We start from the raw sequence: 22147 nt of genomic DNA on the forward strand, positions 1-22147 counted from the left end.
CATCAACGGGCAATAAACTAGTCTGCACATCAGCGGGCAATTAGCTGCCCCTGGTGCCGGGCCTCCTCTTGGCCCCCCTGCGCCGCTCCCATCGATTCCGCCCCCGAAGCCACCGCTTCACCCCCTGCCGAGGAGCCCGACCATGCCGCTCTTTCCGAACACACCCGTCGAGAAGATGACGGAGCCCTACCACCGGCGCTGGTGGGCCCTGCTGGTCCTGTGCCTGAGCCTGCTGATCGTGGTCATGGCGAACACGTCGTTGGTTGTGGCCGCCCCCGACATGACCAAGGACCTGGGGCTGTCCAGCAGTGACCTGCAGTGGGTCATCGACGGCTACACCGTCCCCTACGCCGCGCTGATGCTGGTGCTCGGCGCGATCGGCGACAAGTACAGCCGCCGCGGCGCGCTCGTCCTCGGCCTGCTGATCTTCGCCGGAGGTTCGGTGATGGGCGGCCTGGTCGATGAGACGAACCTCGTCATCACCGCCCGCGCGATCATGGGCGTCGGAGCCGCCATCGTCATGCCGGCCACCCTCTCGCTACTGGTCGCGATCTTCCCCCGTGCCGAGCGCGCCAAGGCGATCACCGCCTGGTCCGCGACCTCCGGCCTCGCCATCGCCGCCGGCCCGCTGGCCGCCGGCTGGCTGCTGGAGAACCACGCCTGGGGCTCCACCTTCCTGATGAACGTCCCCGTCGCCGTCCTCGGCGTCGTCGGCGCGCTGCTGCTGGTGCCGCCGTCGAAGGCGGAGGGCATGGGCCGGATCGACTACGTCGGCGGTCTGCTGTCGATCGTGTCGGTCGGCTCTCTGGTGTACGCGACCATCGAGGGCCCGCACTTCGGCTGGGGCGTCGGCCCGATCACCGCGGCCGTCGTCGCCGGCGTGGGCCTGCTGGCCTTCGTCGCCTGGGAGTTGAAGCACCCCAACCCCATGCTGGACGTGCGCAAGTTCACCGAGCGCCCCTTCGGCGGCTCGATGATGGCTGTGCTGTTCTTCTTCTTCGGCACCTTCGGCTCGATCTACTACTCCACCCAGTTCCTGCAGTTCGTCCTCGGCTACGACGCCCTGGAGACCGGTATCCGCCTGCTGCCGCTGGCCGGTGCGGTCTTCGTCGGCGCCGCGGTTACCGGCAAGCTCGCCCCGAAGCTGGGCGTGAAGATCGTGGTCGGCACCGGCATGGTCATCGGCACCGCGGGCGTCTTCCTGCTCACCCGGATCGAGACGGGCTCGACCTACACCGACTTCCTCACGCCCCTGCTGCTGCTCGGCTTCGCCATCGGCCTGAGCCTGTCCCCGGCCACCGACACCATCATGGGCTCCTTCCCCGAGTCGGAGCTGGGCGTCGCCGGCGGCGCCAACGACACCGCCCTGGAACTCGGCTGCGCCCTGGGCATCGCCATCCTCGGCTCGCTGCTCGCCACGTCATACAAGGACAAGCTCACCGACATGGTCGGCGGCCACCTCCCGGCCGAGGCCATGGACACCGCCAAGGATTCCGTCGGCGGCGGCATCGCGGTCGCCGAGCAGGTGGCCAAGAACCCTCAGGGCGGCGCCGAGCAGGCCCAGACCCTGCTGGGAGCGGTGCACGAGTCCTTCGCCCACGCCATCGCCCACACCAGCCTCATCGGCGCCATCATCATGGCCGCCGGAACCCTGATCGTCATCGCCGTCCTGCCCGGCCGCAAGCACACCACCAAGCACGGTGAGGAAGCGGCAGCGGCCACCGAGGAACAGACCGAGACCGTGGGCGCCTGAGCCCCGTACACCGGAGGCCGGAATCCCGATTCCGGCCTCCTCCACCCCCATGACGGGCTGTGCCTGAGCGGCGCACGGCCCCGGGACGGTGCCGGGAGGGGACACCCGGCACCGTCCCCTTTTTTGGCTGTCCGTCCCGGGAGGCTGGGGTGGCGTTCAGCGGACCTCCGACCTGACCCCAACCGGGCCCAGTTCCAGGATGATTGTCGAAGATCAGGCGCTATGGGTGGCTTCGGGGCGGCTTGGTTTGGCACCACTGGCTTGACGCCGAGTTGGGCGGTGCAGCGTCGGGGAGCTGGTGATCAAGCCGTTCGGGGAGGGGCGGGGCAGGTGCGGGGGGATCTGGGAAGAGACGCCGCGCGGTTGAGTGCCGGGTGTGGCGCTGTGGATGGTTGGTATGGCGCTGCTCGGCCTGGGCTGGTGGCGAGATCACGCGGGATTCTGGGCGGACAAGGCGTTCCTCACCACTGTCTTCTCGTCCGTGACGACCGCTTCGTTCGGCGTTCCGTTGGCCCTGGCGTCCTCAACCGGCCTGGAGGAGTTCCGAGCCGAGGTATGTCCAGGTAGTTCGGCCGTGCCGGTGGTAGTCGCCTGTGCCCGTGGACCTGATCAGGGAACGAGAATTCAACGCGCATCTGGATGACCTCAACCACGGCAAGGCGGCGCTTGCCGTCCCGATTCCGCCGAATGTGTTCCAAGGCATGCAGGTCGGCCTCGACGAACTGCGCGGTCCGGCCAAGTGTTTCGCTAGGAGGTACGCATCGTCGAAGATCTGGTCCTGCCCCTCGGGACCCGGTCCGGCGGGCGGAGTGGACCTACCCATATGACGTGGCGGCGCTGGCCCGGCACTACCGTATCGCCACGACGCTGGCGCGGGGGCGGACATGGAAAGACCCCGGCGCTTCGCATCGGGGTCACGTCGAACTGTGGGGGGCGAACTCACGCCTCGGTGGCGGCCATCTCGTCGACGACGATCTGCGCCCGCTTCTCCGGCACACCGGCCGCGATGAGCGTGGTGACGGCCACCCGGGTGCCGTCGTCCTCCAGCGCCCCGGTGTTGACCTCCTCCAGCAGGGCGACCGTCATCGCCTCCAGGCCGACGCTCAGCACCGGGGCCGGCAGGTGGGTGTGGAAGACGCCGTCCCGTTGTCCCTGCTCCACGATGGCCGTGACCCTGACCCGGGCGGGCTCCAGGATCCCGGCGACACGGTCCATGCCGAGGTCCCGTCGGGCCAGCGCCAGGAGCATCCGGTACCGGTCGCCCACGGGCCAGAGCGCCAACGTGAAGTGGGCGAGCGCCCGGTCGGCCGGTTCCGTCACCCCCGCGCCGACCGCGACGGCGGCCTGAAGGGCCTCGGCGGCCTCCTCGGCCAGCGCGTCCAGGAGCGCGGCCCGGCCGGGGAAGTGCCCGAACAGCGTGCGCCGTACGACACCTGAGGCGCGGGCGAGTTCCTCCAGGGTGATGTCGGGGTTCCGGCCGAGCTCCTGGCGGGCGGTGGCGAGGATGCGGGCCCGGTTGGACCGGGCGTTGCGTCGCTGGGGCACACGGCCGACGGGCTGGGACACGAAAGGAACCTCGAAGAAACCAGGGCGGAGAATGGACTTCACCATTCTGGCACGCGGGCCCCGACCGACCCGCGGCCGCATCCGGGCCGGTCGGGAACTGGTCAGGCGGGCAGCTCCTTGATGTCGGACGGCTCCTGCGGCTCGATGCCGTTGAAGCGGTGCCGGAAGTCGCTGGAGGCGGGGTACGCGGCGCGGCGGGAGCGCATGATCGAGCCCAGCGGGCGGTGGGCCTCCAGGGCGTGCCAGGGGCTGAAGGAAAGGACGTCGTCGGCGTAGCGGCGGCGGGCGTCGCTGTAGGCGTCCTGGGCGGGCAGATGCAGCACGGCCACGGTCTGGTGCGGTGACAGTTCCTCGGGCCACAGGACCGAGGCGTCCTCCACCGGCATCCGGTCGATGTCCGTGCACAGCTGGGCCCGGATGTCGTACTCGGCACTGTTGTGCGCGAAGAAGTCAACGACGAGGTCCCTCAGAGCCGACTCGCCGGCCTTCTTGTCGACCTGGCTGCCGGTGAGGGCCCTGACGTTCGCCGAGCGGGGCGCGGCGGACATCTTCGCCACGTGGTCGCCGTAGCGCAGCGCGGCCATGGAGTGGAAGGTCTCGCCGAGGATGTGGTCGTTGGCGGCGGCCAGGGTCTCGACGGCGGGCGGAAGCGGACGTCCGACGCGCGTGAGGGCCTTGGCGGCCACTCGGGCGGCCGCGCCGGTGAGCTGGAGCTGCTGGTCGCTCTGGCCGGGCTGTTTCTCCAGGATGCCCTGGAGTTTGGCGTATTCGGCGATGTTGCCGAAGGGCAGGGTGGGGTGGTTGACGAGGAGGAAGTCCTGGGTGGTGAAGCCGTCGTCGAGGGCGCGGGCCCCAGGGGCGCCGATCACCTTCATCGCGAGGCCGCGCTGGACGGGCACCTGGTCGGAGCGCAGGTCGCCGGGGGCGGAGGAGAAGCGCACGATCACCGGGTAGGCGGCCGGTGCGGCGAAGAGGCCCTGGGCGAGGTGGGCGGGCAGGTCGGGCTGGATGCGCAGTTCGCCGGCGAGGACGCCGTGGCTCTTGGCGTGAGCGTCGCGCAGGCCGTGACGGTGTTTGTCGGCGACCTGCTGGTTGGCCTTGCCCATGGCCGCGACGACCTGGCGGACGAGTTCGTCCTCGTCCGGAAAGGGCTGTTCGAGGTCAGGGCTGTAGCGGACGTACGAGGTCATGGGGAGTGCCTCCGCGCGAGGTGGGGTCAGTTGCTGCCGAGCCAGCGGATGGCGGACAGGCTGGGCATGAAGAAGTACTCGCCGCCGAGCAGGGTGTTGAAGGACTGGATGTTCTGCACCCGGCGCGGCGGGGTCCCGGGCACGGTGAAGTAGGCGCCCTTGTCCTGGAGTGAGATCATCGGGTCCTTCTCCTTGCCCAGGCCCATGAAGTTGCCGGAACCGACCCATTCGCTCTGCAGGAACTCGACGTTGTCGATGGCCCGCGCGCCGAGGGCGATGAAGTCCAGGCCGCGCGGTGTGCCGTCGTCCTTGAGGCGGTCCGGGGGAAGCGGGGTGCCGTAGGAGGTGCCGCGCCGGATGATGCGGCGGATGTTGACGTCGGTGAGGACCGTCAGCTTGGTGTCGCGCGGGTTCATCCGGCGGATGTGGGAGCCGAGCGGGGTGCGCAGCCCGCGCGGGTCGGCGGAGTAGTCGAAGTCGTTGATCCGGTTCGGGTCCTCACCGACCGCGGGGGTGTCCCGTTCCGGGGTCAGGGCGAGCGGTGCGCCGCTGCGCCAGCGGCCGACCAGCTTGGCGGCCAGCAGTTCGCGTTCGGCCTCGGTGGAGGCGTTGTCGTGCAGCCACTTGTTGAAGGCCGCGACGTGGGAGTGGTACTTGCGGAAGACGACGTAGGTGCCGTTGCGGCCCAGGACGTCCGGAGCCGGCACGGGCAGCGGCACGCCGGTCTCGCTCGGGTGGCCGAGGACGAACTCACCGGCCTTGATGGGCCGTCCGTCGCCGGGCAGAGGTTCGGCGCCACTGCCCTCGACCACCGGCTGGCTGAAGCCGTCCCGGTAGCCGAAGACGTTGAACCCGTCGGCCGCGAAGTCCTGGTGCGACAGCAGCCGGACGCCCGGTACCTCGCCCAACTCCTTCTCGTAGGCGGCGACTTCGGCCCGCCAGTCGTCCTCGCTCGCGGCGTAGACCGAGACAGCCACGTGCACCCGCGGGGTGCCGAAGGGGAACTCCCAGCGGTCCGGCGCGTTCACGCCGGTGTCCCGCAGCCGCTCGGCGCGGGCTGCCATCCCGGCGCGGAAGTTGGCCGGGAAGGAGGCCAGTGAGGTCTCAGGCAGCCCCAGTGCGACCAGTCCCTGGTAGCTCATCGCAAGGGCCAGCCAGGAAGGCTGCGGCTCGTCCCAGCGGGCCGCCGATGTCACCCGCGGGGCCAGTCGGCGCAGCAGCTCCCTGCCCGCGGCCGGTTCGGTGATCTCCAGGATCGCGTGGGTGCCGAAGTAGGGCTCGGGCCGGGCCCGCAGCAACGTCGCCTGGATGTCGTCGAGATCCAGAGTGGGCGGGCGGCGCAGCCGCCGGAACAGCGGGGAAGGCATGGTGCGCCTGCCTTCAGTTGAGGTCCGACAGGAAACGCTGCACGGCGGCCTCCTGCCGCTTGAGCCGGTGGCCCTCCGCGACGGTGAGGCCCGGGTGGGCGACGAACCACGCCTCCGCCGGAATCTGGTACTTGACGATGAAGTCCTTCACATCTGGCGAGGTGATGCCGGGCCAGCCCTCGACATTGCTGAACAGGTAGTCCATCATCTCGGGGATCTTGGTGGCGAAGTCGTCGATGTAGGGGTCCCACTCGCCGTCGAAGGCGGTCGCGAACAGCAGCTTCGTGTCGTTCTCGAGGAACACGAACCGCATGTTGTGAAGGGTGCCGACCTGACCGGCGCCCGCCAGGTTCCCTCCGACCAGCCGGAAGAACTTCCGCAGGTGCGCCGCACCGTTCGGCTTCAGCGGCAGAATCGTCGTCAGCTCGGACACCTCACCGCTCTTGGCGCCAATCCGGCCGGCGGTGGTGACCGCGTGTTCGGCCATCTCCTCCTTGTCGACGAGGATCTCGGCGGCCTTGACCTTGAGAGCGATCTTCGCGTCCAACAGGGCGGTCTCGACCTTCTCGCGGACCGTATCGGGGAACTGCTGGAACTTGGCGTGCAGGTCTGTCTCGCTCATGGCGCCTCTCCTTGGGCGTGGGCGGCAATACTTCACGTATCGCCATAAATAGGCCACCACGGAGTGGCGGGTAAGCGGGACGAGCCCCACTTTCTGACCATCTCCACAGGACTGATTACATCATCAGTTCGCCGATTCGGCTTGTCAATGCACTACTCGCAAGCAGTCGCATGGCGCTCGCCACCATGAGACAGATTGACCCACAGCATCTCTGTGAGTCATCGTGTCTCACAGGTGGCACACCTCGACCCACCCATCACTCGAAGGAGTTCCCGATGGCGGATCACTTCTCCGGACCGCGCATCCTCTTCGACCCTGCGTCCGACGTCGCCGACGTCTTCGCCTTCCCCAGCCCGGACCACCCCGGCTGCCTGGTACTCGTCCTCGACGTGTTTCCGGTCGCCGCTCCCACCGCGCTGTTCTCCGACGCGATCACCTACCGCTTCCGGGTCCGGCCGGTCGCCCCGGCGGCCGAGCGGGCCGCGTTCACTGTCGGAGACACCGAGTACGGCCTCGACTTCACTTTCGCCACGCCCGGTAAGATCCCCGGCAGCGACGAACCGGTCCAGATAGGCACCTGCACGACGCCCAGCAGTGAGCAGGTCCTCTTCCAGGTCGGCGGCGACACACCCGCCGAGGCCGAAGGGCTGAGGATCTTCGCCGGACCACGACTCGACCCGTTCTTCATCGACCTCGCAGGCGTTCTGGCCGCCGACGCCACGCAGAAGCTGGCCTTCCGTCCCGGCGCGAACAACGTCCTCGAAGGGATGAACGTGCTGAGCATCGTCGTCGAGGTGGACCCCGAAGTGGTGTTCGGCCTGGACTGTGGCCCCCTGCTCGGCGTCGTCGGCGAGACTGTGACCTCCGGCGGGCGCCCGGTCCGGCTGGAACGCATGGGCCGCCCCGAGATCAAGAATGTCGTCCTGGCAAGCAAGAGCTTCGACCCCGTCAACAGCGACCTGGAGATCCGAGACCTCTACAACGAGGAGGATGCCTTCGCTGTGCGACCGGACTACGCCGGGGCCTACCGGGCGCGGTTCGACGCCAACCTGGCCTTCTTCGACCGCCTCGACGGCGAGCTCGTCTGGCCGCCGGACGACCAAGGCACTCACCCGATGACGGAACTCCTCCTGGCTGACTTCCTTGTCGTCGACATCTCCAAGCCGTTCGCCGAGGACAGCTGCTTCGAGATCGAGACCGCGCTGCTCGCCGGACGTGAGCACACCACCTGCGGTGGCCGTGCGCCCAACGACGACATCGTGGACACCCTTTACACACTCCTGGTGGGCGGCGTCGACGGCCCGCGCATCAGCGACGGCGTCGACCAGGCCACCCGGCCGGCCACGCACGACTTCCCATACCTCGTGGCCCCCAACCCGAACCCGCCGGACCTCATGACGGTGATGACCGCGCTGCTCGCCCCGCCGGAGCCGGAGGAGGAAGCAGCATGAAGAACCGGCGCGAGCCGACCGACCAGGAACTTGTCACGACCAACGGCGCCCTGGCCCTGGTGAACCTGTCGGCCCAGATCGACGGCCTGGCCGCACCCGTACGCCGGGCGGCCTCGACCGCGCCACTCGCCGTCGCACAACAAGCGGTCCTGGTCGACCTCCTTACACTCCGCGGACACCTCCTGGGCCGCGTCGCCGACTACGAGCAAGCCGCACAGCTCTCCGAACACATGGTGTGGAACGCACCTGACGACCGTGCCGCCCTGCTGGCCCGAGCCCGGACCCGGGCGACCCTGCACCGGTTCGCCGAGGCCATGGCCGACCTCGACGCGGCACGCCGGGCCGGCGCGGCGCAGGCCACTCTGGACGCGGAACGGGCGGCGATCCTGCAAGCGGTCGGCTGCTACGCCGAAGCCCACTCCTTGCTGCGGAGCGCAGCCCTGCACCAGTCCGACTTCACGATGCTGTCGGCTCTCGCCGTGCTCCAGGCGGAACGCGGCGAGACCGCCGAGGCGGAGCACGTGTTCGACGAGGCGCGCGCCGCCTACCGGGGTGTCTCGCCCTTCCCGCTCGCCCAACTGGACTTCCGCCGCGGGGTGATGTGGCTGCGCGAAGGTGACCTGCCCACGGCTCGGTCCTGGTTCGACGCGGCCCGGCGCCGCGTGCCGGGCCATGCCCCGGCGACCGGTCATCTCGCCGAGGTCGACCTGCTCCTGGGTGACCCCGAGACCGCTGTGACCCGCCTGCGCCCGCTGGCGGAGACGAGCGACGACCCCGAGTACATCGCCCACCTCGCGCTTACCCTGCGAGCGGCAGGCCGCCACCAGGAGGCCCAACCGTGGCGGGACCGGGCAGCGAGACGCTACGAGGAACTGGTGACACGCCACCCGGAGGCGTATGCCGACCACGCCGCCGACTTCTGGCTCATGGTCGGAGGTGATGTCGACCGAGGGCTCCAACTCGCCCTGCAGACCATGGTCATGCGGCAGACAAGCCGCTCGTACGCGCTGGTCCGGCACGCCCGCGAGGCTAGCGGCAGGCTGACAGATGCCTCCGGATCAAGAAGCCCTGCGACTAGCATGTGAGGCAACTTGTCTCACACGAAGGGCGGCGCATGCAGGAGGAACGAGTCGATCCACGCCAGGTGCGCAGCCGCGAGGCCATGGTGGCCGCGGCCACCACGCTGCTCACCGAGGGCGGCCTGGAGGCCGTCACGCACCAAGCGGTTGCCACCCGAGCCGGGGTCGGCCGGGCCACGGTGTACCGCCACTGGCCCGACGTGCTCGGTCTCCGTCTGGCGGCGCTGCAGGCTGGTATGCCACCCCTGTCACCGGCGCCCGAGGACGTGCGGGCGGCGTCAGGTGATGAGCCGCGCGCCGAGCTGGTCCATTACCTGCGCCAGCTCGGCGAGCGGCTCGACGACGCCCAGGCCGGGGCGGTTCTCGCCGCCGTACTGGGCGGGGCACAGTACGACGACGGGATGCAGCACCTCCGACAGACACTGCTGACCCAGATCGTGGACGCCCTGCGGCCCGCCATCACTGCGGCCGTCAACCGGGGGCGGCTGCGCGATGACGTCACGGCCGAGACGTTCGCCATGACGGCTGTCGGCCCACTCGTCTACCAGCGTTTTCTTGTGGGCGCCCGGCTCGGTCACGACACGGTGGATGCGGTGGTGGATGCGGCACTACGGGCGTGGGCGCCGTAGCGATTCCGGTTCGACCCCACTACGTTGACGGCTCGCTCCCGTGGAATGGGCGGCGGTCACCATGACCGTGCTGTGCGCCGGCGGCCCCCTCGGGACAGTCGGCGCACAAGCCGTGACAGGAGGCGCGCTCCTGCTCGCGCTCGTGGCCTTCCTGGCCGACCGGGGACGAGGCGTCTGGATCGTCGACCGCGCCCACGATCCTCAGAAGCCGTATCCCAACCGAACGTGATCCCTTGATTCCTGCTGGTCAGGCATGGTTTCGCTTGGGTTGAGGGAGGCATCGCGACGTCTTGTGTCCGCTGCATGGTCGAGGGGTGCGCGGTGGCGTCGGTGCTGGGAATGCTGGAGGAGCGAGAGTCGGCAGCCTGCGTTTGGGTGGAGGGCTAACGAAGTGGAGCCGGTTCTCGATGGTCCACTGCGAGCGCACGATCTTCGCGAGACGCTCGGGGGATGCCTGGTGGCTGGTGAGGTCGGTCAGCACGTAGACCGTCTCGCGGGTGCGTCTGCCCCTCTTCACGCAGGTCCGGTGGCGGACGATCTGCGCGGCGTGCGGGAAGTCGATGCCGAGGGCGGTGACGTCAGGACCTGTACCGTCCGGGTCTCCAACCGCCCGTTGCCGTGGGACCGGTCGTAGAACTTCGCCGTCTGCGCATAAGGGATCGGCTGGTTCTTCTTGACGGGGAAGGCATAGTGCGCGTCCTTCTGCTCGACGAGGAAGTGGGCGTGTGCGCGCTGGGTGTGCAGGGCGTCGGCGGTCACCTCACGCCGGTCAGGTTGTAGGGCTCTAACGGGGCCGCGAAGCAGGTGATTTCGTTGATCTTGTCCGGCACTCGCAGCTGGGTGACGGCCGTCATGGCACAGGTCACAGCGGCCGGCAGATGTGCGGCCGGGCTGTCGCCGCTGCACGAGCCGCGGGTGCTCTTGCCGTCCACGGCCGGGGTGTCGGACCCGGCCGGGTCGGCGCCGAGCAGGTCGGCCAGGCCGCCGGGACGGGTAGTGCTGATGATCCGGCGGACGGTCGCCGGGCTCGGCGCAACGCGGACGGCGAACACGCTGGTGGTGCGGGCACCGAGCCGGGCGAGAGCCTCCTGCGGAGCGTTCTTGGCCCACTGGCCGATCACGGCGAACGAGGGGCCCGACCAGTACGGCCGAGCACGCGATCAGCAGCACGCTCACGAACGGGTGACGCTTCCCGCGCCGGTGCCGCGGATCAGCCAGTGTGGCCAGCCGCTGCGGCAGTCCCGACAGTGCGCGGTGCTGACGCGAGGGCGACTTGATCAGGCAGATCGCACCGAGTGCGTACGACACCGGCGCCGGCGAGGGAGCGGTCCCCCGCCGACGCGCCGGTGAGGGTGCGCCGCACCGTCACCGAGCGGCTGGAGCCCCGAGAGTCCGCTTGAGGAAGGCGATCTGGTCGGGAACCACCTGGTCGAAGCCCTCTCCGACGTAGGGGTCCCAATGGCCGCCGCGGTAGGCGAGCAGCTCGCCGTGCGGAGCCGCGGCCGCGAGAGCGGCACCGGGGCCCGGCGGCGTGAGGTCGTCGTGGTCCATCACCTGGACCAGTAGGGGGCAGGTGAGCCGGGGGGCGGCCGCGACGGCGCGGAAGAAGGGCAGCGACAGGATCACGCGCGCGCTGACCTCGTTGTCGTAGGGCACTTCGGCCGGAAGGAGGCGCAGCATTCCCTCGTAGGCGTCCGCAGTGGCCAGCACGGCGCCCTGCTCACCGCGGCGGCCCACGGTCTTCACGGTGTACGGCTCACGTCCGAGGCGAGCCCCGAGGGCGTCCCGGACGCCCGCCACGCCCAGGCCCAGCACATGGGTCGCCGACCTCTTCACCATGTGCACGAGCGCGGCCCGGCCGTCGGCGAGGGGCGCCTCGCCGCGGAACTCGACGCCAAGCGGGCGATCCGCCAGGGCACGGAACTGGGGGCGACGCTCTGACGCCAAGCCGTCTTGGTATTCCGGCAGGTCCGCGATGCGCCTTCGGCGACTTCGCACCTCGACGACCGTGTCATGGGACCAGTTCGTCAAGCTGCTGTTCCGCCCGGCTCGTCCTGCCGGTCATGGAGGAGCGGGTGCCCCAGCGGCGAGTGAGCTGGGCGACCGTGAAGAGCGCATATCAGACTCCGTTCCCTGATCAGCCGGAGCCGGATCGGCTCCGCGCCATAGAGATCGCATTGGTCTGACCACGAGTTTGGCAACGAAGACGGCGGCCTCCAGATGCCACGCAGCCAGCCGGTCCACAACCTCTCTGCGGATCGTGGCCACAGCTGCGGGATCAGGAGGCACCGCCCAGTCGGCCACCTGATCCTCGCTGAGCCTCTTGGTGCGGGCCGGCAGCAACGCCACGTCGTCGGTGCGCGGCTGCGTGTACATGGACGCCAGGACACTGTCGCACAGCGCGCTCTCCCCTCTGTTCCAGGGACTTTGCAGGGACTTTCAGCGCTGCCCGAGGGACTTCCGAGGACTTTCCGGCGCATAGCGCGGCAAGCCCCCGAAAAATCGTAAAGGACCTCCGACGCAGGTCAGAGGTCCTTTACGAGGCAAAGCCGCAGGTAGCGGCAGACGAGTCGGGCCTATACGCCGGGTTCTGTACGCGGATGGACTCCTACTTACTCAAGGCAACGCCAACACCAGGCGGTCCTGGAGCTGAACTACGGGTCAGCCACGTGTTGGTTCTCAGGCGCCATGGACAGGGGCTGTTTGGTCCTCGATCCATGCGAGCCCTCCAAGGTCCAACTGATGCCGGGCGCGAGTGACGGCGACGTAGGCGAGTCGGGCGTCCGTTTCGCTCACAGGTTCCGGGATCGGACGGCGACTGTCATCCGCCTCGTCGCTGTCCGGCGGCGGTGGAAAGTCGTCGGCGATTCTGACCCCAAGCCACTCCCGCCCCTTTGCCTTGTGTGCGGTGGAGACCGTGACCTCGGCTTTTTCCTCGTCGGTCAGCGCATCAACGGCGGCGATGATGGTGCCGTGGGCGACCCGGTGCGATCATGGTCTGCGCACTGAACTGTTCAGCGCGAGGTTCGCTACTTCCTTTCATGCAGAGAAGAGTTCAGTGCCCAGGTCAGGGCCACGTGGACTGAACTCATTCCTTTCGTCCGACACCGGGCCCGAGGGCGCGGGCGGGTGCTTCTCCGCGGCGACCGCCCGGGCCGGGCCCCGGCTCGGCAGCATCCTGAGCGGCAGCGTCGCGCCCAGGGGGCCGGCCGGGGCGTCCTCGCTCCGGTCGGTCTTCTTCGTCGGCAGCAGAAGCTCCTCGTAACGGCCCAGTGCCAGCACCACGCCGAGCATGAGGAGCGGGATGATCACGGCGAGCAGTGGCATGGCCGTCCTCCCTCTCCGGGGGCGTGGGGGGTCAGCTCCGGGTCTCCCGGGGTTCGCCGCGCAAACCCCGTGTCGGCCTCCGGTCCTCGGGTACGCGGTGCGCACTCGCGAAGATCTGGAGGGACCACTCATGCAGCGAGGAAGTGACCGGCTGAGCGTCCACCGCGACGAGGAGATGAAGCACGAGCTCCAGGGGCTGCTCCGGTCCGGGCGTCCCACGCGGACGGAGGAATGGCACGATCCCGAGCCCGCCGCCGACGACGACCCGGAGGTCGCGGGCGGCCCCGTCGCGAACACCGCGTCCCTGGCCAGGGTCCGCACCGAACTGGCACGCCATCTGAACCGCCACGTGTTCCCCGCGGGCCCCGGGGAACTGACCGCCGCCCTGCGCCAGGCGCACGCGCCCGACGCCCTGACCGAGCGGGTGGGCCACCTGCCCCGGTCGGCGCGCTACACGACGGTCCAGCAGCTGGCCGAGGCGGTCGTCGAGGCCGGGTGAGAGCGATAGACGTACCGATGGCGGTCGCGGGGTTCCGGCGGCCGGGAAGCGGAGGAAGGCCCACTGTGATGGCTGATTTCGTCAGGGAGGTCATGACGCCGGGCGTGGTCGCCGTCCGCCCGGACGCGTCACTCGTGGAGGCGGCGCAGCTGATGCGCGCGCAGGACATCGGCGACGTGGTCGTCGCCGACGGTCAGCGGATCGTCGGCGTGCTCACCGACCGTGACATCACGGTGCGGGCGGTCGCGGAGGGCGTCGACCCGCTGACGGTGAGCGCCGGGTCCGTGTGCACCCCGGATCCGGTGATGGTCGCTCCCGACGACCCGGTGGAGGCGGCCGTCGCGCTGATGCGCACGCACGCCGTACGCCGGCTGCCGGTCGTCGAGAACGGCCTGCCGGTCGGTGTGGTCACCCTCGGCGACCTGGCCGAGGCTGAGGACCCGGACTCGGCGCTGGCCGAGATAAGCCGGGCCGAACCCGACGACGGGGGCACCGTATGACCCGCGGCCGGACCGCGGACATCGCCGCCGGCCCCCGCACGGTCGACGTCGCCGACGTCACCACCCGGTATCTCCTCTACGGACTGCTGCCCGGCTGGTTCGCACCCGGTCTCGCCGACTGGGTGATGCATCGCCGCACCCGCATCGAGGACACGTCGGGCACCAAGGAATCGCTGATCCATTCGCTGATGATGGCCGAGATCGGCGTCCCCATCGCGCTCACCCTGCGCTACGAGGTCAACCCGCTGCTCCTGTCGGTGCAGTTGGGCGGCGCCGCGGTGCACGAGGCGACCGCGCTGTGGGACGTGCGGACGGCTGTCGGCAGCGACCGCGAGGTCAAGCCGGTCGAGCAGCACATCCACAGTTTCCTGGAGTCGTTGCCCTTCGGCGCGCTGGCCGCCCTGATGTGCCTGCACGCCGACCAGGTGACGTCCCTGCTGCGCGGGGGCGGCGGCGACCCCGACGCCTGGAGGCTGGTGCCCCGTCGCCGGCCCCTGTCCCGCGGCTACCTCGCCGGTATCGCCGTGGCCATCGGCACCTGTGTGGTGCTGCCGTACGGCGAGGAACTCCTGCGCTGCGTGCGCACGGGCCGCCGTAACCGCAAACGCGCCTCGGACCGAGCGACGTGGCGCACGAGGAAAGGACGTTGACCATCATGCGTATCGCATTCCTGACCGCCCCCGAGGGGGTCGAGCAGATCGAGCTGACCGATCCGTGGCAGGCGGCCAAGGACGCCGGACACGAGCCCGTGCTGGTGTCGACGCAGTCCGGCGAGATCCAGGCCTTCAACCACCTCGACAAGGCGGACACGTTCCCCGTGGACGAGGTCGTCGGCGAGGCCTCGGCCGGCTCGTTCGGCGCGCTGGTGCTGCCCGGCGGCGTGGCCAACCCCGACTTCCTGCGCATGGACGACAAGGCCGTGTCGTTCGTGCGGGACTTCTTCGAGCAGGGCCGCCCGGTCGCGGCCATCTGCCACGCCCCGTGGACTCTGGTCGAGGCGGACGTCGTGCGCGGCCGCACGCTCACCTCGTGGCCGAGCCTGCAGACCGACATCCGCAACGCGGGCGGCACCTGGGTGGACGAGCAGGTGAAGATCGACGAAAACGGCGGCAACACGCTGATCACCAGCCGCAAGCCGGACGATCTCAAGGCGTTCTGCGAGGCCTTCCTGCACGTCTTCGCCGAGGGGGCCGGCTGATGGGGGCACCGGGCGAGGACCGCAAGCAGCACCAGCGCGAGGCCTTCCACGCGGACGACCCGGCCGCCGGGCCGCTCACTACCGACCAGGGCGTGGCGGTCGACCACACCGACGACTCCCTGACCGCGGGGGACCGCGGGCCGACCCTGATGGAGGACTTCCACTTCCGGGAGAAGCTCACCCATTTCGACCACGAGCGGATCCCGGAGCGGGTGGTGCACGCCCGGGGAGCGGGCGCGTACGGCTACTTCGAACCGTACGAGTCCTGCGCGGAGTTCACCCGTGCCGCCTTTCTGCAGGACCCGTCGGTGCGGACGCCGGTCTTCGTCAGGTTCTCCACCGTGCAGGGGCCGAAGGGCTCGGCGGACACCGTGCGGGACGTGCGTGGCTTCGCGACCAAGTTCTACACGTCGGAGGGCAATTACGACCTCGTCGGGAACAACTTCCCCGTCTTCTTCATCCAGGACGGCATCAAGTTCCCGGACTTCGTGCACGCGGTGAAGCCCGAGCCGCACAACGACATCCCGACCGGCGCCTCCGCGCACGACACCCTGTGGGACTTCGTGTCGCTGCAGCCGGAGACCCTGCACGCGATCATGTGGCTGATGTCGGACCGGGCGATCCCGCGCAGCTACCGCATGATGCAGGGCTTCGGCGTGCACACCTTCCGGTTCGTGAACGCGGAGGGCCGCGGCACGTTCGTGAAGTTCCACTGGAAGCCGAAGCTGGGCGTGCACTCGCTGGTGTGGGACGAGGCGCAGGAGTGCCAGGGCCGTGACCCGGACTTCAACCGGCGCGACCTGTGGAACGCGATCGAGGCCGGCGAGTACCCGGAGTGGGAGCTGGGCGTCCAACTGGTCCCGGAGGAGGACGAGTTCGCCTTCGACTTCGACCTGCTCGACGCCACGAAGCTCATCCCGGAGGAGCAGGTGCCGGTCCGGCCCATCGGCCGGATGGTGCTCGACCGCAACCCGGAGAACTTCTTCGCCGAGACCGAGCAGGTCGCCTTCCACACCGGCAATGTCGTCCCCGGCATCGACTTCACCAACGACCCGCTGCTGCAGGCCCGCAACTTCTCCTACCTGGACACGCAGTTGATCCGGCTGGGCGGCCCGAACTTCACGCAGATCCCGGTCAACCGGCCCGTGGCACCGGTGCGCACCAACCAGCGCGACGGCTACCACCAGAGCGCCATCCATCGGGGCACGAACTACTTCCCGAACTCGCTCGGCGGCGGCTGCCCCGCGCACGCGGGAGTCGACGGGCACGCGTACACGCACTACGCCGAGCGGGTCGACGGCGCCAAGATCCGCAAGCGGAGCGAGAGTTTCAAGGACCACTACAGCCAGGCCGCGCTGTTCTTCCACAGCATGACCGACTGGGAGAAGCAGCACATCGTCGACGCCTACCGGTTCGAGCTCGGCAAGGTCGGGGCGATGACGGTACGCGCCCGTACGGTCGAGCAACTCGCCAAGGTGGACGGGGAGTTGGCGGCTGCCGTGGCCCGCGGCATCGGTGTGCCGGAACCGGCCGGGCAGGAGACGCCGTACAAGCAGGAGTCCCCGGCGCTGAGCCTTCAGGCACTGCGCGGCGACGGCTCGATCCGCACCCGGCAGATCGCGGTCCTGGTCACCGACGGCGTCGACGCCGCGCAGGTGGCCTCCGTGCGGGAGACGCTGGCCGCCGAGGGCGCGATCGTCGAGGCGCTCGCTCCGGCCGACGGCACCGTCGAGGGCGCCGACGGGGAGACGTACGCGGTGGACCGGGCGCTGCCGACGGTCGCCTCGGTGCTGTACGACGCCGTGCTGGTGCCCGGCGGTCCGGACGGGACGCCGCCGTTGGCCGAGGACCCGGACGCGCTGCGCTTCGTGCGGAGCGCCTATCTGCACGGCAAGCCGGTGGGCGCGCTCGGCTCGGGCGTGGAGGTGCTGTCCGTCCTCCAGCCCCAGGGCGTCGAGCTGTCCACCGGCTCGCGGGGCGTGATCGCCGACCGGGGTGTGGTGACGGACGCGTCACCGGGCCCCGCCGACGCGGAGTTCGCACGGGCGTTCGTCGACGCGATCGCGGCGCACCGGCACCGGGACCGGCCGCCGGTGCGCCACTGACCGGTGCGGTCCGGCCTCAGGAGCGGGGAGTCACCGACTCCCCGCTCTGGCGTTCCCGGGCGCCTTCGCGGGTGCGGCCGGCGGCCACCATGCGCTGGGGGTTGCGGCGCAGATACTCGCCCTCCAGCTCGGCCATGCGGTCGTTGTGGGCCCGGAGCGCGTCGCTCGAGCCGTACAGCAGCGTGTCGTGGCGCGTGCGGTGGATCGTCTCCAGCTCCTTCATGAGCTGCTGGTCGTCCAGCCTGCTGGCGTCGACTCCGGTCATGGTGGTGATCCGCTCGTCGTGTTCGTCCATGCGGTCCGGGTACCCGCCCGGCAGCAACAACCCCAAGCGGCATCCGGGAGGGAGCCATGGATCTCGCCTTTCTGCATCCACTCTACGAACATCCGGGCCCTTGGGCCTCCGTGTACGTGGACACGTCCCGGCACACGGAGGCCACGCCCCACGAGCGCCATCTGACGGCCGTGGCACTGGCCCGGGACCTGGATCGGCAGGGCGCCGACGAGGCCACCTGCCGGGCGGTGCGCGAGGCGCTGGAAGAGCTGCGGCACTCCTCCGAACCGAACGGCCGCGCCGTGTTCGCCCGGGCCGGCGAAGTGGTCCTCGATCCTCCGCTGGCCCGTCCCCCGCAGCGGGACAGCGCCGTATGGGCACCCCTGCCGCACGCCGCTCCCCTGCTGGAGCTGGCCGGCGAGGACCCGGTGTGCGTGGTGGCGTACATCGACCGCAAGGGCGCCGACCTGGAGCTGCGCAGCTCGCTCGGGAGCGAGGACGCGGGCTCGGTCACCGGCCGGCAGTGGCCGGTGCACCGTACGAGCACGGTGGACTGGTCGGAGCGGCACTTCCAGCTGAAGGTGGAGAACACCTGGGAGCACAACGCGGCCGAGATCGCCGAGGCGGTCGCCGCCTGCCAGGAGGAGACCCGGGCCGACCTGCTGATTCTCGTGGGTGACGACCGGGAACGGCGGTCGGTGCACGAGCGGCTGCCGGCGCATCTGAAGGACCTGGCCGTCGAAGCGTCGCACGGCACCGGCAGCAGGCTGCTGGACGAGGAGGTCGAGCAGGCGCGCGCGGATCACGTACGGCGGCGGGCCGAGCGAGAGCTGGAACGGTTCCTGGCGGCCCGCGAACCGGACGGCGAGGGCCGCACGGCGGCCGCGGAGGGCGTGCCCGCGCTGGTGGAGGCCGCCCGCGAGCACCGCATCGACGAGCTGCTGATCCGCCCGGACGGCCCCGACGCGCACCGCGAGGTGTGGATCGGGGAGGACCCGGACCAGCTCGCCGTCCGTCGCACGGACCTCAAGATCCTGGGCGAACAGCACTCGTGGCCGGCCCGCGCGGACGACGCGTTGATCCGCTCGGCGGTGGCCACCGGGGCCCCGGCACTGTCGGTGACCCCGGCGCAGGGGCGGGAGGCCCCGGTGGGCGGACTGGGGGCGCTGCTCAGGTGGACGTGAGCGCGGCCCACCGCGCCCGCTCCACCCTCCGGCGGTCTACCGCGCCCGCTCCACCCTCCGCTCGTCCCACACCGCTTCCGGTGTCTCCCGGACGCGTCCGTCGCTGCCGAAGACCAGATAGCGGTCGAACGAGCGCGCGAACCAGCGGTCGTGGGTGACCGCGAGCACCGTGCCGTCGAAGGCCTCCAGGCCTTCCTGGAGCGCCTCGGCGGACTCCAGGTCGAGGTTGTCGGTCGGCTCGTCGAGCAGCAGGGCCGTCACGCCCTGCAGCTCGAGGAGCAGGATCTGGAAGCGGGCCTGCTGGCCGCCGGAGAGCCGGTCGAAGGCCTGTTCGGCCTGGCCGGTCAGCTCGTAGCGGCGCAGCCGGGACATCGCCGCGCCGCGGTCCTGGGAGTGCTCCTGCCACAGGATGTCCAGCAGGGTGCGGCCCTGGAGCTCGGGATGGGCGTGGGTCTGGGCGAAGTGCCCGGGCACCACGCGCGCCCCGAGCTTCCACTCCCCCGAGTGCGCCACGTCCTCCCCGGCCAGCAGCCGCAGGAAGTGCGACTTGCCGGAGCCGTTGGAGCCGAGGACGGCGACCCGTTCGCCGTAGAAGACCTCCAGGTCGAAGGGCTTCATCAGCCCGGTCAGCTCAAGTTGCTTGCAGGTCACGGCCCTTACGCCGGTACGACCGCCCTTGAGCCGCATGGTGATGTCCTGCTCGCGCGGCGGCTCGGGCGGCGGTCCCGCCTCCTCGAACTTCCTGAGCCGGGTCTGCGCGGCCTGGTAGCGGGAGGCCAGTTCATGGCTGACGGTGGCCGCCTGACGGAGGTTCAGCACCAGCTTCTTCAGCTGGGCGTGCTTCTCGTCCCAGCGGCGGCGCAACTCCTCGAACCGCGCGAAGCGCTCACGCCGGGCGTCGTGGTAGGTGGCGAAGCCGCCGCCGTGCACCCAGGCGTCGGCACCGGCGGGGCCCGGCTCCACCGAGACGATCTTCTCGGCGGCCCGGGAGAGGAGTTCACGGTCGTGGGAGACGAAGAGCACCGTCTTGCGGGTCTCCTTCAGCCGCTCCTCCAGCCAGCGCTTGCCGGGCACGTCCAGGTAGTTGTCGGGCTCGTCGAGCAGCAGCACCTCGTCCGTGCCGCGCAGCAGCGCCTCCAGCACCAGCCGCTTCTGCTCACCGCCGGACAGCGTGCGCACCTGCCGCCACTGCGCCTGCTCGTACGGCACCCCGAGCGCGGCCGTGGTGCACATGTCCCACAGCGTCTCGGCCTCGTACCCGCGCGCCTCGGCCCAGTCGGCGAGCGCCTGCGCGTAGGTCAGCTGGGCGGCCTCGTCGTCGACGGTCATGATGGCGTGCTCGGCCCGGTCGACGGCCTGCGCGGCCTCGCGGATCCGGGGCGGCGCCACCGACACCAGCAGGTCCCGCACGGTCGTCTCGTCCCGCACGGACCCGACGAACTGCCGCATCACGCCGAGCCCGCCGCTGACGGTGACGGTGCCGCCGTGCGGCTTCAGCTCGCCGGAGATCAGCCGCAGCAGGGTGGTCTTGCCCGCGCCGTTGGGGCCCACCAGGGCCACGACGGCCCCTTCCCCCACCCGGAAGGACACATCGCCGAGCAGCGCCCTCCCGTCGGGGAGGTAGTACTCGAGATGCGCGGCTTCCAGATGTCCCATGAGGAGGCATTCTGCGGGCGACGGGCGGGGCGGGGCAAACCCTTATCGCACCTCGTCCACGGACCGTCCGGCGGGACCGCTGTCGCCGCTGGGAGCGACGACGGCCCCCGCCCACGACAACGCCTTCCACCCGTCCGAGGGCGAGCCCTCCAGGATCACCACACCGGTGTTGCTCAGTGGGTGGGCTGCGGCGAACGGCACGTCGACGTTGTCCGCGCGGACGGCCGTCCACATCCGGATCGCCGCGCCATGGCTGACCATGGCGACCGTGCGGGCCCCACTGCCGGCCGCCTCCGCGACCACCGCGTCGTAACGCGCCAGCGCCTCCGCGCCCGTCTCGCCGCCCGGCATCCGCAGAGCCGTGTCCCCGTCGGCCCAGGCGAAGACCGTCTTCATGTACAGCTCACCCTGCTCGGTGTCCCCGGGCAGCATCTCCAGCTCCCCGGCGGACAGCTCCCGGATCCCGTCCCGGACCAGGAGCTCCAGGCCCCGTGCGGCGGCCAGCGGCGCGGCGGTGAGCTGCGTACGCACCAGCGTGGAGGCGTACAGGGCCTCGATGTCCTCGTCGGCCAGGGCCTCCGGCAGCGCCGCGGCCTGCCGCTCGCCCAGCGGGGTCAGGCCCGGCCCCGGGACGGCCGTGTCCAGCAGGTTGTCGACATTGCTGGGGGTCTGGCCGTGACGTATGAGGAGCAGACGCATTCAGGGACCCTCCGGGCTCGGCGATCGCCCGCGGAACGGGAAACGGGCACTTCAGGGTAACCGCCGCACCTCACCACTTCTCTCGACTGACGCGGCGTCAGTCCACATCCCAATACGCAGGTCTCACATGCCGACATGCGGGCGTACCGTGATGCGTAACCGGCAAGCCGTCGAACAGGGGAGTTCGTCATGTCGAAGTCGCAGGAGACAGCCGTCTACACGCACGGGCACCACGAGTCGGTGCTGCGCTCGCACACCTGGCGGACCGCCGCCAACTCCGCGGCCTACCTGCTCGGCTCCCTCAAGCCGCACATGCGGATCCTGGACATCGGCTGCGGCCCCGGCACCATCACCGCCGACCTGGCGGCCCTGGTCCCCGACGGCCATGTCACCGGCGTCGACCACGCGCCCGGCATCCTGGACCAGGCCCGGGCCACGGCCGCCGAACGCGGCCTGACCAACGTCGACTTCGCGGTCGCCGACGTCCACGCCCTGGACTACCCCGACGACACCTTCTGCGTCGTCCACGCCCACCAGGTGCTGCAGCACGTCGGCGACCCGGTACAGGCCCTGCGCGAGATGCGGCGGGTCACCAGGCCGGGCGGGTTCATCGCCGCACGCGACGGCGACTACGCGGCGATGACCTGGTATCCGGAGTCGGCCGGCATGGACGACTGGCTGGACCTGTACCGCCGGGTGGCCCGGGCCAACGGCGGGGAGCCGGACGCCGGGCGCCGGCTGAGGTCCTGGGCGCTGCGGGCGGGTCTGACCGACATCACCGCCACCTCCAGCACCTGGACCTACTCGACCCCCGAGGAGCGGTCCTGGTGGAGCGGTCTGTGGGCAGACCGGACGATGGCCTCCGCCTACGCGGAGCGGGCCACCAGCGGCGGGCACGCCACCGCGGCGCAGCTGCGGGCGGTGTCGCAGGCCTGGCGGGAGTGGGGCGAGCACGAGGACGGCTGGTTCGCCGTCCTCCACGGGGAGATCCTGTGCCGAAAAGAGGTCTCGCCGGTACCGGTCGCGCAGTAGGACCGCCGCTCGCCGG

At 70.4% G+C, this 22147-nt stretch carries 24 protein-coding genes and 1 pseudogene; 13 read left to right on the plus strand and 12 right to left on the minus strand.

Features of this window, described 5'->3' with window-relative positions:
- Positions 1–142: 142 nt before the first annotated feature.
- Positions 143–1753: an MFS transporter gene (locus tag ABZZ74_RS01085; protein WP_356760806.1), complete on the plus strand. Its 1611-nt coding sequence runs from the start codon at positions 143–145 to the stop codon at positions 1751–1753.
- A gap of 599 nt (positions 1754–2352) precedes the next feature.
- Entirely contained in the window at positions 2353–2580 is a 228-nt protein-coding gene (locus ABZZ74_RS01090; protein WP_356760808.1) for a hypothetical protein, read from the plus strand.
- A gap of 112 nt (positions 2581–2692) precedes the next feature.
- Here the strand turns inward: ABZZ74_RS01090 and ABZZ74_RS01095 are convergent, their stop codons facing one another.
- The 4 genes from ABZZ74_RS01095 to ABZZ74_RS01110 all read right to left on the minus strand — a co-directional run bounded on the left by ABZZ74_RS01095 (position 2693) and on the right by ABZZ74_RS01110 (position 6498).
- Positions 2693–3319: a TetR family transcriptional regulator gene (locus tag ABZZ74_RS01095; RefSeq protein ID WP_099946236.1), complete on the minus strand. Its 627-nt coding sequence runs from the start codon at positions 3317–3319 to the stop codon at positions 2693–2695.
- 101 nt (positions 3320–3420) lie between these two features.
- Positions 3421–4509: a catalase family protein gene (locus tag ABZZ74_RS01100; protein WP_099940413.1), complete on the minus strand. Its 1089-nt coding sequence runs from the start codon at positions 4507–4509 to the stop codon at positions 3421–3423.
- A 26-nt stretch (positions 4510–4535) separates the two neighbouring features.
- Positions 4536–5876 (minus strand): peroxidase, encoded by a 1341-nt coding sequence (locus tag ABZZ74_RS01105; protein ID WP_356760809.1) that lies wholly within the window; start codon positions 5874–5876, stop codon positions 4536–4538.
- A gap of 13 nt (positions 5877–5889) precedes the next feature.
- Positions 5890–6498 (minus strand): hypothetical protein, encoded by a 609-nt coding sequence (locus ABZZ74_RS01110; RefSeq protein WP_356760811.1) that lies wholly within the window; start codon positions 6496–6498, stop codon positions 5890–5892.
- 275 nt (positions 6499–6773) lie between these two features.
- On the opposite strand from ABZZ74_RS01110, the gene ABZZ74_RS01115 reads away from it, so the two are divergent.
- Genes ABZZ74_RS01115 through ABZZ74_RS01130 form a run of 4 tightly spaced genes read left to right on the plus strand, consistent with a single transcriptional unit; the run spans position 6774 to position 9886 of the window.
- Positions 6774–7949, plus strand: a complete 1176-nt coding sequence (locus tag ABZZ74_RS01115; protein WP_356760813.1) for a DUF4331 family protein — start codon at positions 6774–6776, stop codon at positions 7947–7949.
- Positions 7946–9034, plus strand: coding sequence for a hypothetical protein (locus ABZZ74_RS01120; RefSeq protein ID WP_356760815.1), 1089 nt, complete (start codon positions 7946–7948; stop codon positions 9032–9034). Before ABZZ74_RS01115 ends, ABZZ74_RS01120 begins: the two co-directional genes overlap by 4 nt.
- Before the next feature lie 29 nt (positions 9035–9063).
- Complete coding sequence (locus ABZZ74_RS01125; RefSeq protein ID WP_123969394.1) at positions 9064–9657, plus strand: TetR/AcrR family transcriptional regulator; 594 nt, start codon at positions 9064–9066, stop codon at positions 9655–9657.
- 40 nt (positions 9658–9697) lie between these two features.
- Positions 9698–9886: a hypothetical protein gene (locus ABZZ74_RS01130; protein ID WP_356760817.1), complete on the plus strand. Its 189-nt coding sequence runs from the start codon at positions 9698–9700 to the stop codon at positions 9884–9886.
- A gap of 284 nt (positions 9887–10170) precedes the next feature.
- On the opposite strand, the gene ABZZ74_RS01135 is transcribed toward ABZZ74_RS01130, so the two are convergent.
- The 5 genes and pseudogenes from ABZZ74_RS01135 to ABZZ74_RS01155 all read right to left on the minus strand — a co-directional run bounded on the left by ABZZ74_RS01135 (position 10171) and on the right by ABZZ74_RS01155 (position 12984).
- Positions 10171–10416, minus strand: coding sequence for a hypothetical protein (locus ABZZ74_RS01135; protein WP_356760818.1), 246 nt, complete (start codon positions 10414–10416; stop codon positions 10171–10173).
- Positions 10413–10778: a hypothetical protein gene (locus ABZZ74_RS01140; protein ID WP_356760820.1), complete on the minus strand. Its 366-nt coding sequence runs from the start codon at positions 10776–10778 to the stop codon at positions 10413–10415. Before ABZZ74_RS01140 ends, ABZZ74_RS01135 begins: the two co-directional genes overlap by 4 nt.
- A gap of 244 nt (positions 10779–11022) precedes the next feature.
- The gene (locus ABZZ74_RS01145) at positions 11023–11604 is read right to left on the minus strand and encodes a hypothetical protein (RefSeq protein WP_356760821.1); all 582 of its coding nucleotides are present in this window, start codon (positions 11602–11604) and stop codon (positions 11023–11025) included.
- A gap of 732 nt (positions 11605–12336) precedes the next feature.
- Positions 12337–12633 (minus strand): annotated as a pseudogene (locus tag ABZZ74_RS01150) (3'-5' exonuclease); the annotation flags it as partial.
- Positions 12634–12696: 63 nt separating this feature from the next.
- A complete protein-coding gene (locus tag ABZZ74_RS01155; RefSeq protein WP_356760822.1) occupies positions 12697–12984 on the minus strand; it encodes a hypothetical protein in 288 nt (95 codons plus the stop codon).
- Between the two features lie 130 nt (positions 12985–13114).
- Here ABZZ74_RS01155 and ABZZ74_RS01160 point away from each other — a divergent pair, with 130 nt between their 5' ends.
- The 5 genes from ABZZ74_RS01160 to ABZZ74_RS01180 all read left to right on the plus strand — a co-directional run bounded on the left by ABZZ74_RS01160 (position 13115) and on the right by ABZZ74_RS01180 (position 17286).
- Entirely contained in the window at positions 13115–13483 is a 369-nt protein-coding gene (locus tag ABZZ74_RS01160; protein WP_356760824.1) for a DUF2795 domain-containing protein, read from the plus strand.
- Between the two features lie 68 nt (positions 13484–13551).
- Entirely contained in the window at positions 13552–13983 is a 432-nt protein-coding gene (locus ABZZ74_RS01165) for a CBS domain-containing protein (RefSeq protein ID WP_356760825.1), read from the plus strand.
- The gene (locus ABZZ74_RS01170; protein ID WP_356760827.1) at positions 13980–14633 is read left to right on the plus strand and encodes a diguanylate cyclase; all 654 of its coding nucleotides are present in this window, start codon (positions 13980–13982) and stop codon (positions 14631–14633) included. The genes ABZZ74_RS01165 and ABZZ74_RS01170 overlap by 4 nt, the downstream gene beginning before the upstream one ends.
- Before the next feature lie 5 nt (positions 14634–14638).
- Positions 14639–15181, plus strand: coding sequence for a type 1 glutamine amidotransferase domain-containing protein (locus ABZZ74_RS01175; protein ID WP_356760828.1), 543 nt, complete (start codon positions 14639–14641; stop codon positions 15179–15181).
- Positions 15181–17286: a catalase gene (locus tag ABZZ74_RS01180; RefSeq protein WP_356760830.1), complete on the plus strand. Its 2106-nt coding sequence runs from the start codon at positions 15181–15183 to the stop codon at positions 17284–17286. Before ABZZ74_RS01175 ends, ABZZ74_RS01180 begins: the two co-directional genes overlap by 1 nt.
- 16 nt (positions 17287–17302) lie before the next feature.
- On the opposite strand, the gene ABZZ74_RS01185 is transcribed toward ABZZ74_RS01180, so the two are convergent.
- Positions 17303–17581, minus strand: coding sequence for a DUF6158 family protein (locus ABZZ74_RS01185; RefSeq protein ID WP_133041858.1), 279 nt, complete (start codon positions 17579–17581; stop codon positions 17303–17305).
- A 56-nt stretch (positions 17582–17637) separates the two neighbouring features.
- Between ABZZ74_RS01185 and ABZZ74_RS01190 the strand changes: the two genes are divergently transcribed.
- Entirely contained in the window at positions 17638–18744 is a 1107-nt protein-coding gene (locus tag ABZZ74_RS01190; RefSeq protein ID WP_356760833.1) for a Vms1/Ankzf1 family peptidyl-tRNA hydrolase, read from the plus strand.
- 36 nt (positions 18745–18780) lie between these two features.
- Here the strand turns inward: ABZZ74_RS01190 and ABZZ74_RS01195 are convergent, their stop codons facing one another.
- Both ABZZ74_RS01195 and ABZZ74_RS01200 read right to left on the minus strand, forming a co-directional pair.
- Complete coding sequence (locus ABZZ74_RS01195) at positions 18781–20400, minus strand: ATP-binding cassette domain-containing protein (protein WP_356760834.1); 1620 nt, start codon at positions 20398–20400, stop codon at positions 18781–18783.
- Between the two features lie 42 nt (positions 20401–20442).
- On the minus strand, positions 20443–21099 hold the full coding sequence (locus ABZZ74_RS01200; RefSeq protein WP_356760835.1) for a histidine phosphatase family protein: 657 nt from the start codon (positions 21097–21099) through the stop codon (positions 20443–20445).
- 189 nt (positions 21100–21288) lie between these two features.
- Here ABZZ74_RS01200 and ABZZ74_RS01205 point away from each other — a divergent pair, with 189 nt between their 5' ends.
- Positions 21289–22131, plus strand: coding sequence for a methyltransferase domain-containing protein (locus tag ABZZ74_RS01205; protein ID WP_356760837.1), 843 nt, complete (start codon positions 21289–21291; stop codon positions 22129–22131).
- The last annotated feature ends 16 nt before the right edge of the window (positions 22132–22147 follow it).

The organism is Streptomyces sp. NPDC006476 (genome assembly GCF_040612015.1).
GTDB lineage: Bacteria > Actinomycetota > Actinomycetes > Streptomycetales > Streptomycetaceae > Streptomyces > Streptomyces griseorubiginosus_B.

Excerpts from the sequence above, each read along its gene's own strand:
- ABZZ74_RS01085 (WP_356760806.1), top strand. The coding sequence starts at position 143 with ATGCCGCTCTTTCCGAACACACCCGTCGAGAAGATGACGGAGCCCTAC.
- ABZZ74_RS01100 (WP_099940413.1), bottom strand. The coding sequence starts at position 4,509 with ATGACCTCGTACGTCCGCTACAGCCCTGACCTCGAACAGCCCTTTCCG.
- ABZZ74_RS01105 (WP_356760809.1), bottom strand. The coding sequence starts at position 5,876 with ATGCCTTCCCCGCTGTTCCGGCGGCTGCGCCGCCCGCCCACTCTGGAT.
- ABZZ74_RS01110 (WP_356760811.1), bottom strand. The coding sequence starts at position 6,498 with ATGAGCGAGACAGACCTGCACGCCAAGTTCCAGCAGTTCCCCGATACG.
- ABZZ74_RS01115 (WP_356760813.1), top strand. The coding sequence starts at position 6,774 with ATGGCGGATCACTTCTCCGGACCGCGCATCCTCTTCGACCCTGCGTCC.
- ABZZ74_RS01120 (WP_356760815.1), top strand. The coding sequence starts at position 7,946 with ATGAAGAACCGGCGCGAGCCGACCGACCAGGAACTTGTCACGACCAAC.
- ABZZ74_RS01125 (WP_123969394.1), top strand. The coding sequence starts at position 9,064 with ATGCAGGAGGAACGAGTCGATCCACGCCAGGTGCGCAGCCGCGAGGCC.
- ABZZ74_RS01155 (WP_356760822.1), bottom strand. The coding sequence starts at position 12,984 with ATGCCACTGCTCGCCGTGATCATCCCGCTCCTCATGCTCGGCGTGGTG.
- ABZZ74_RS01160 (WP_356760824.1), top strand. The coding sequence starts at position 13,115 with ATGCAGCGAGGAAGTGACCGGCTGAGCGTCCACCGCGACGAGGAGATG.
- ABZZ74_RS01165 (WP_356760825.1), top strand. The coding sequence starts at position 13,552 with ATGGCTGATTTCGTCAGGGAGGTCATGACGCCGGGCGTGGTCGCCGTC.
- ABZZ74_RS01170 (WP_356760827.1), top strand. The coding sequence starts at position 13,980 with ATGACCCGCGGCCGGACCGCGGACATCGCCGCCGGCCCCCGCACGGTC.
- ABZZ74_RS01175 (WP_356760828.1), top strand. The coding sequence starts at position 14,639 with ATGCGTATCGCATTCCTGACCGCCCCCGAGGGGGTCGAGCAGATCGAG.
- ABZZ74_RS01180 (WP_356760830.1), top strand. The coding sequence starts at position 15,181 with ATGGGGGCACCGGGCGAGGACCGCAAGCAGCACCAGCGCGAGGCCTTC.
- ABZZ74_RS01185 (WP_133041858.1), bottom strand. The coding sequence starts at position 17,581 with ATGGACGAACACGACGAGCGGATCACCACCATGACCGGAGTCGACGCC.
- ABZZ74_RS01190 (WP_356760833.1), top strand. The coding sequence starts at position 17,638 with ATGGATCTCGCCTTTCTGCATCCACTCTACGAACATCCGGGCCCTTGG.
- ABZZ74_RS01195 (WP_356760834.1), bottom strand. The coding sequence starts at position 20,400 with ATGGGACATCTGGAAGCCGCGCATCTCGAGTACTACCTCCCCGACGGG.
- ABZZ74_RS01200 (WP_356760835.1), bottom strand. The coding sequence starts at position 21,099 with ATGCGTCTGCTCCTCATACGTCACGGCCAGACCCCCAGCAATGTCGAC.
- ABZZ74_RS01205 (WP_356760837.1), top strand. The coding sequence starts at position 21,289 with ATGTCGAAGTCGCAGGAGACAGCCGTCTACACGCACGGGCACCACGAG.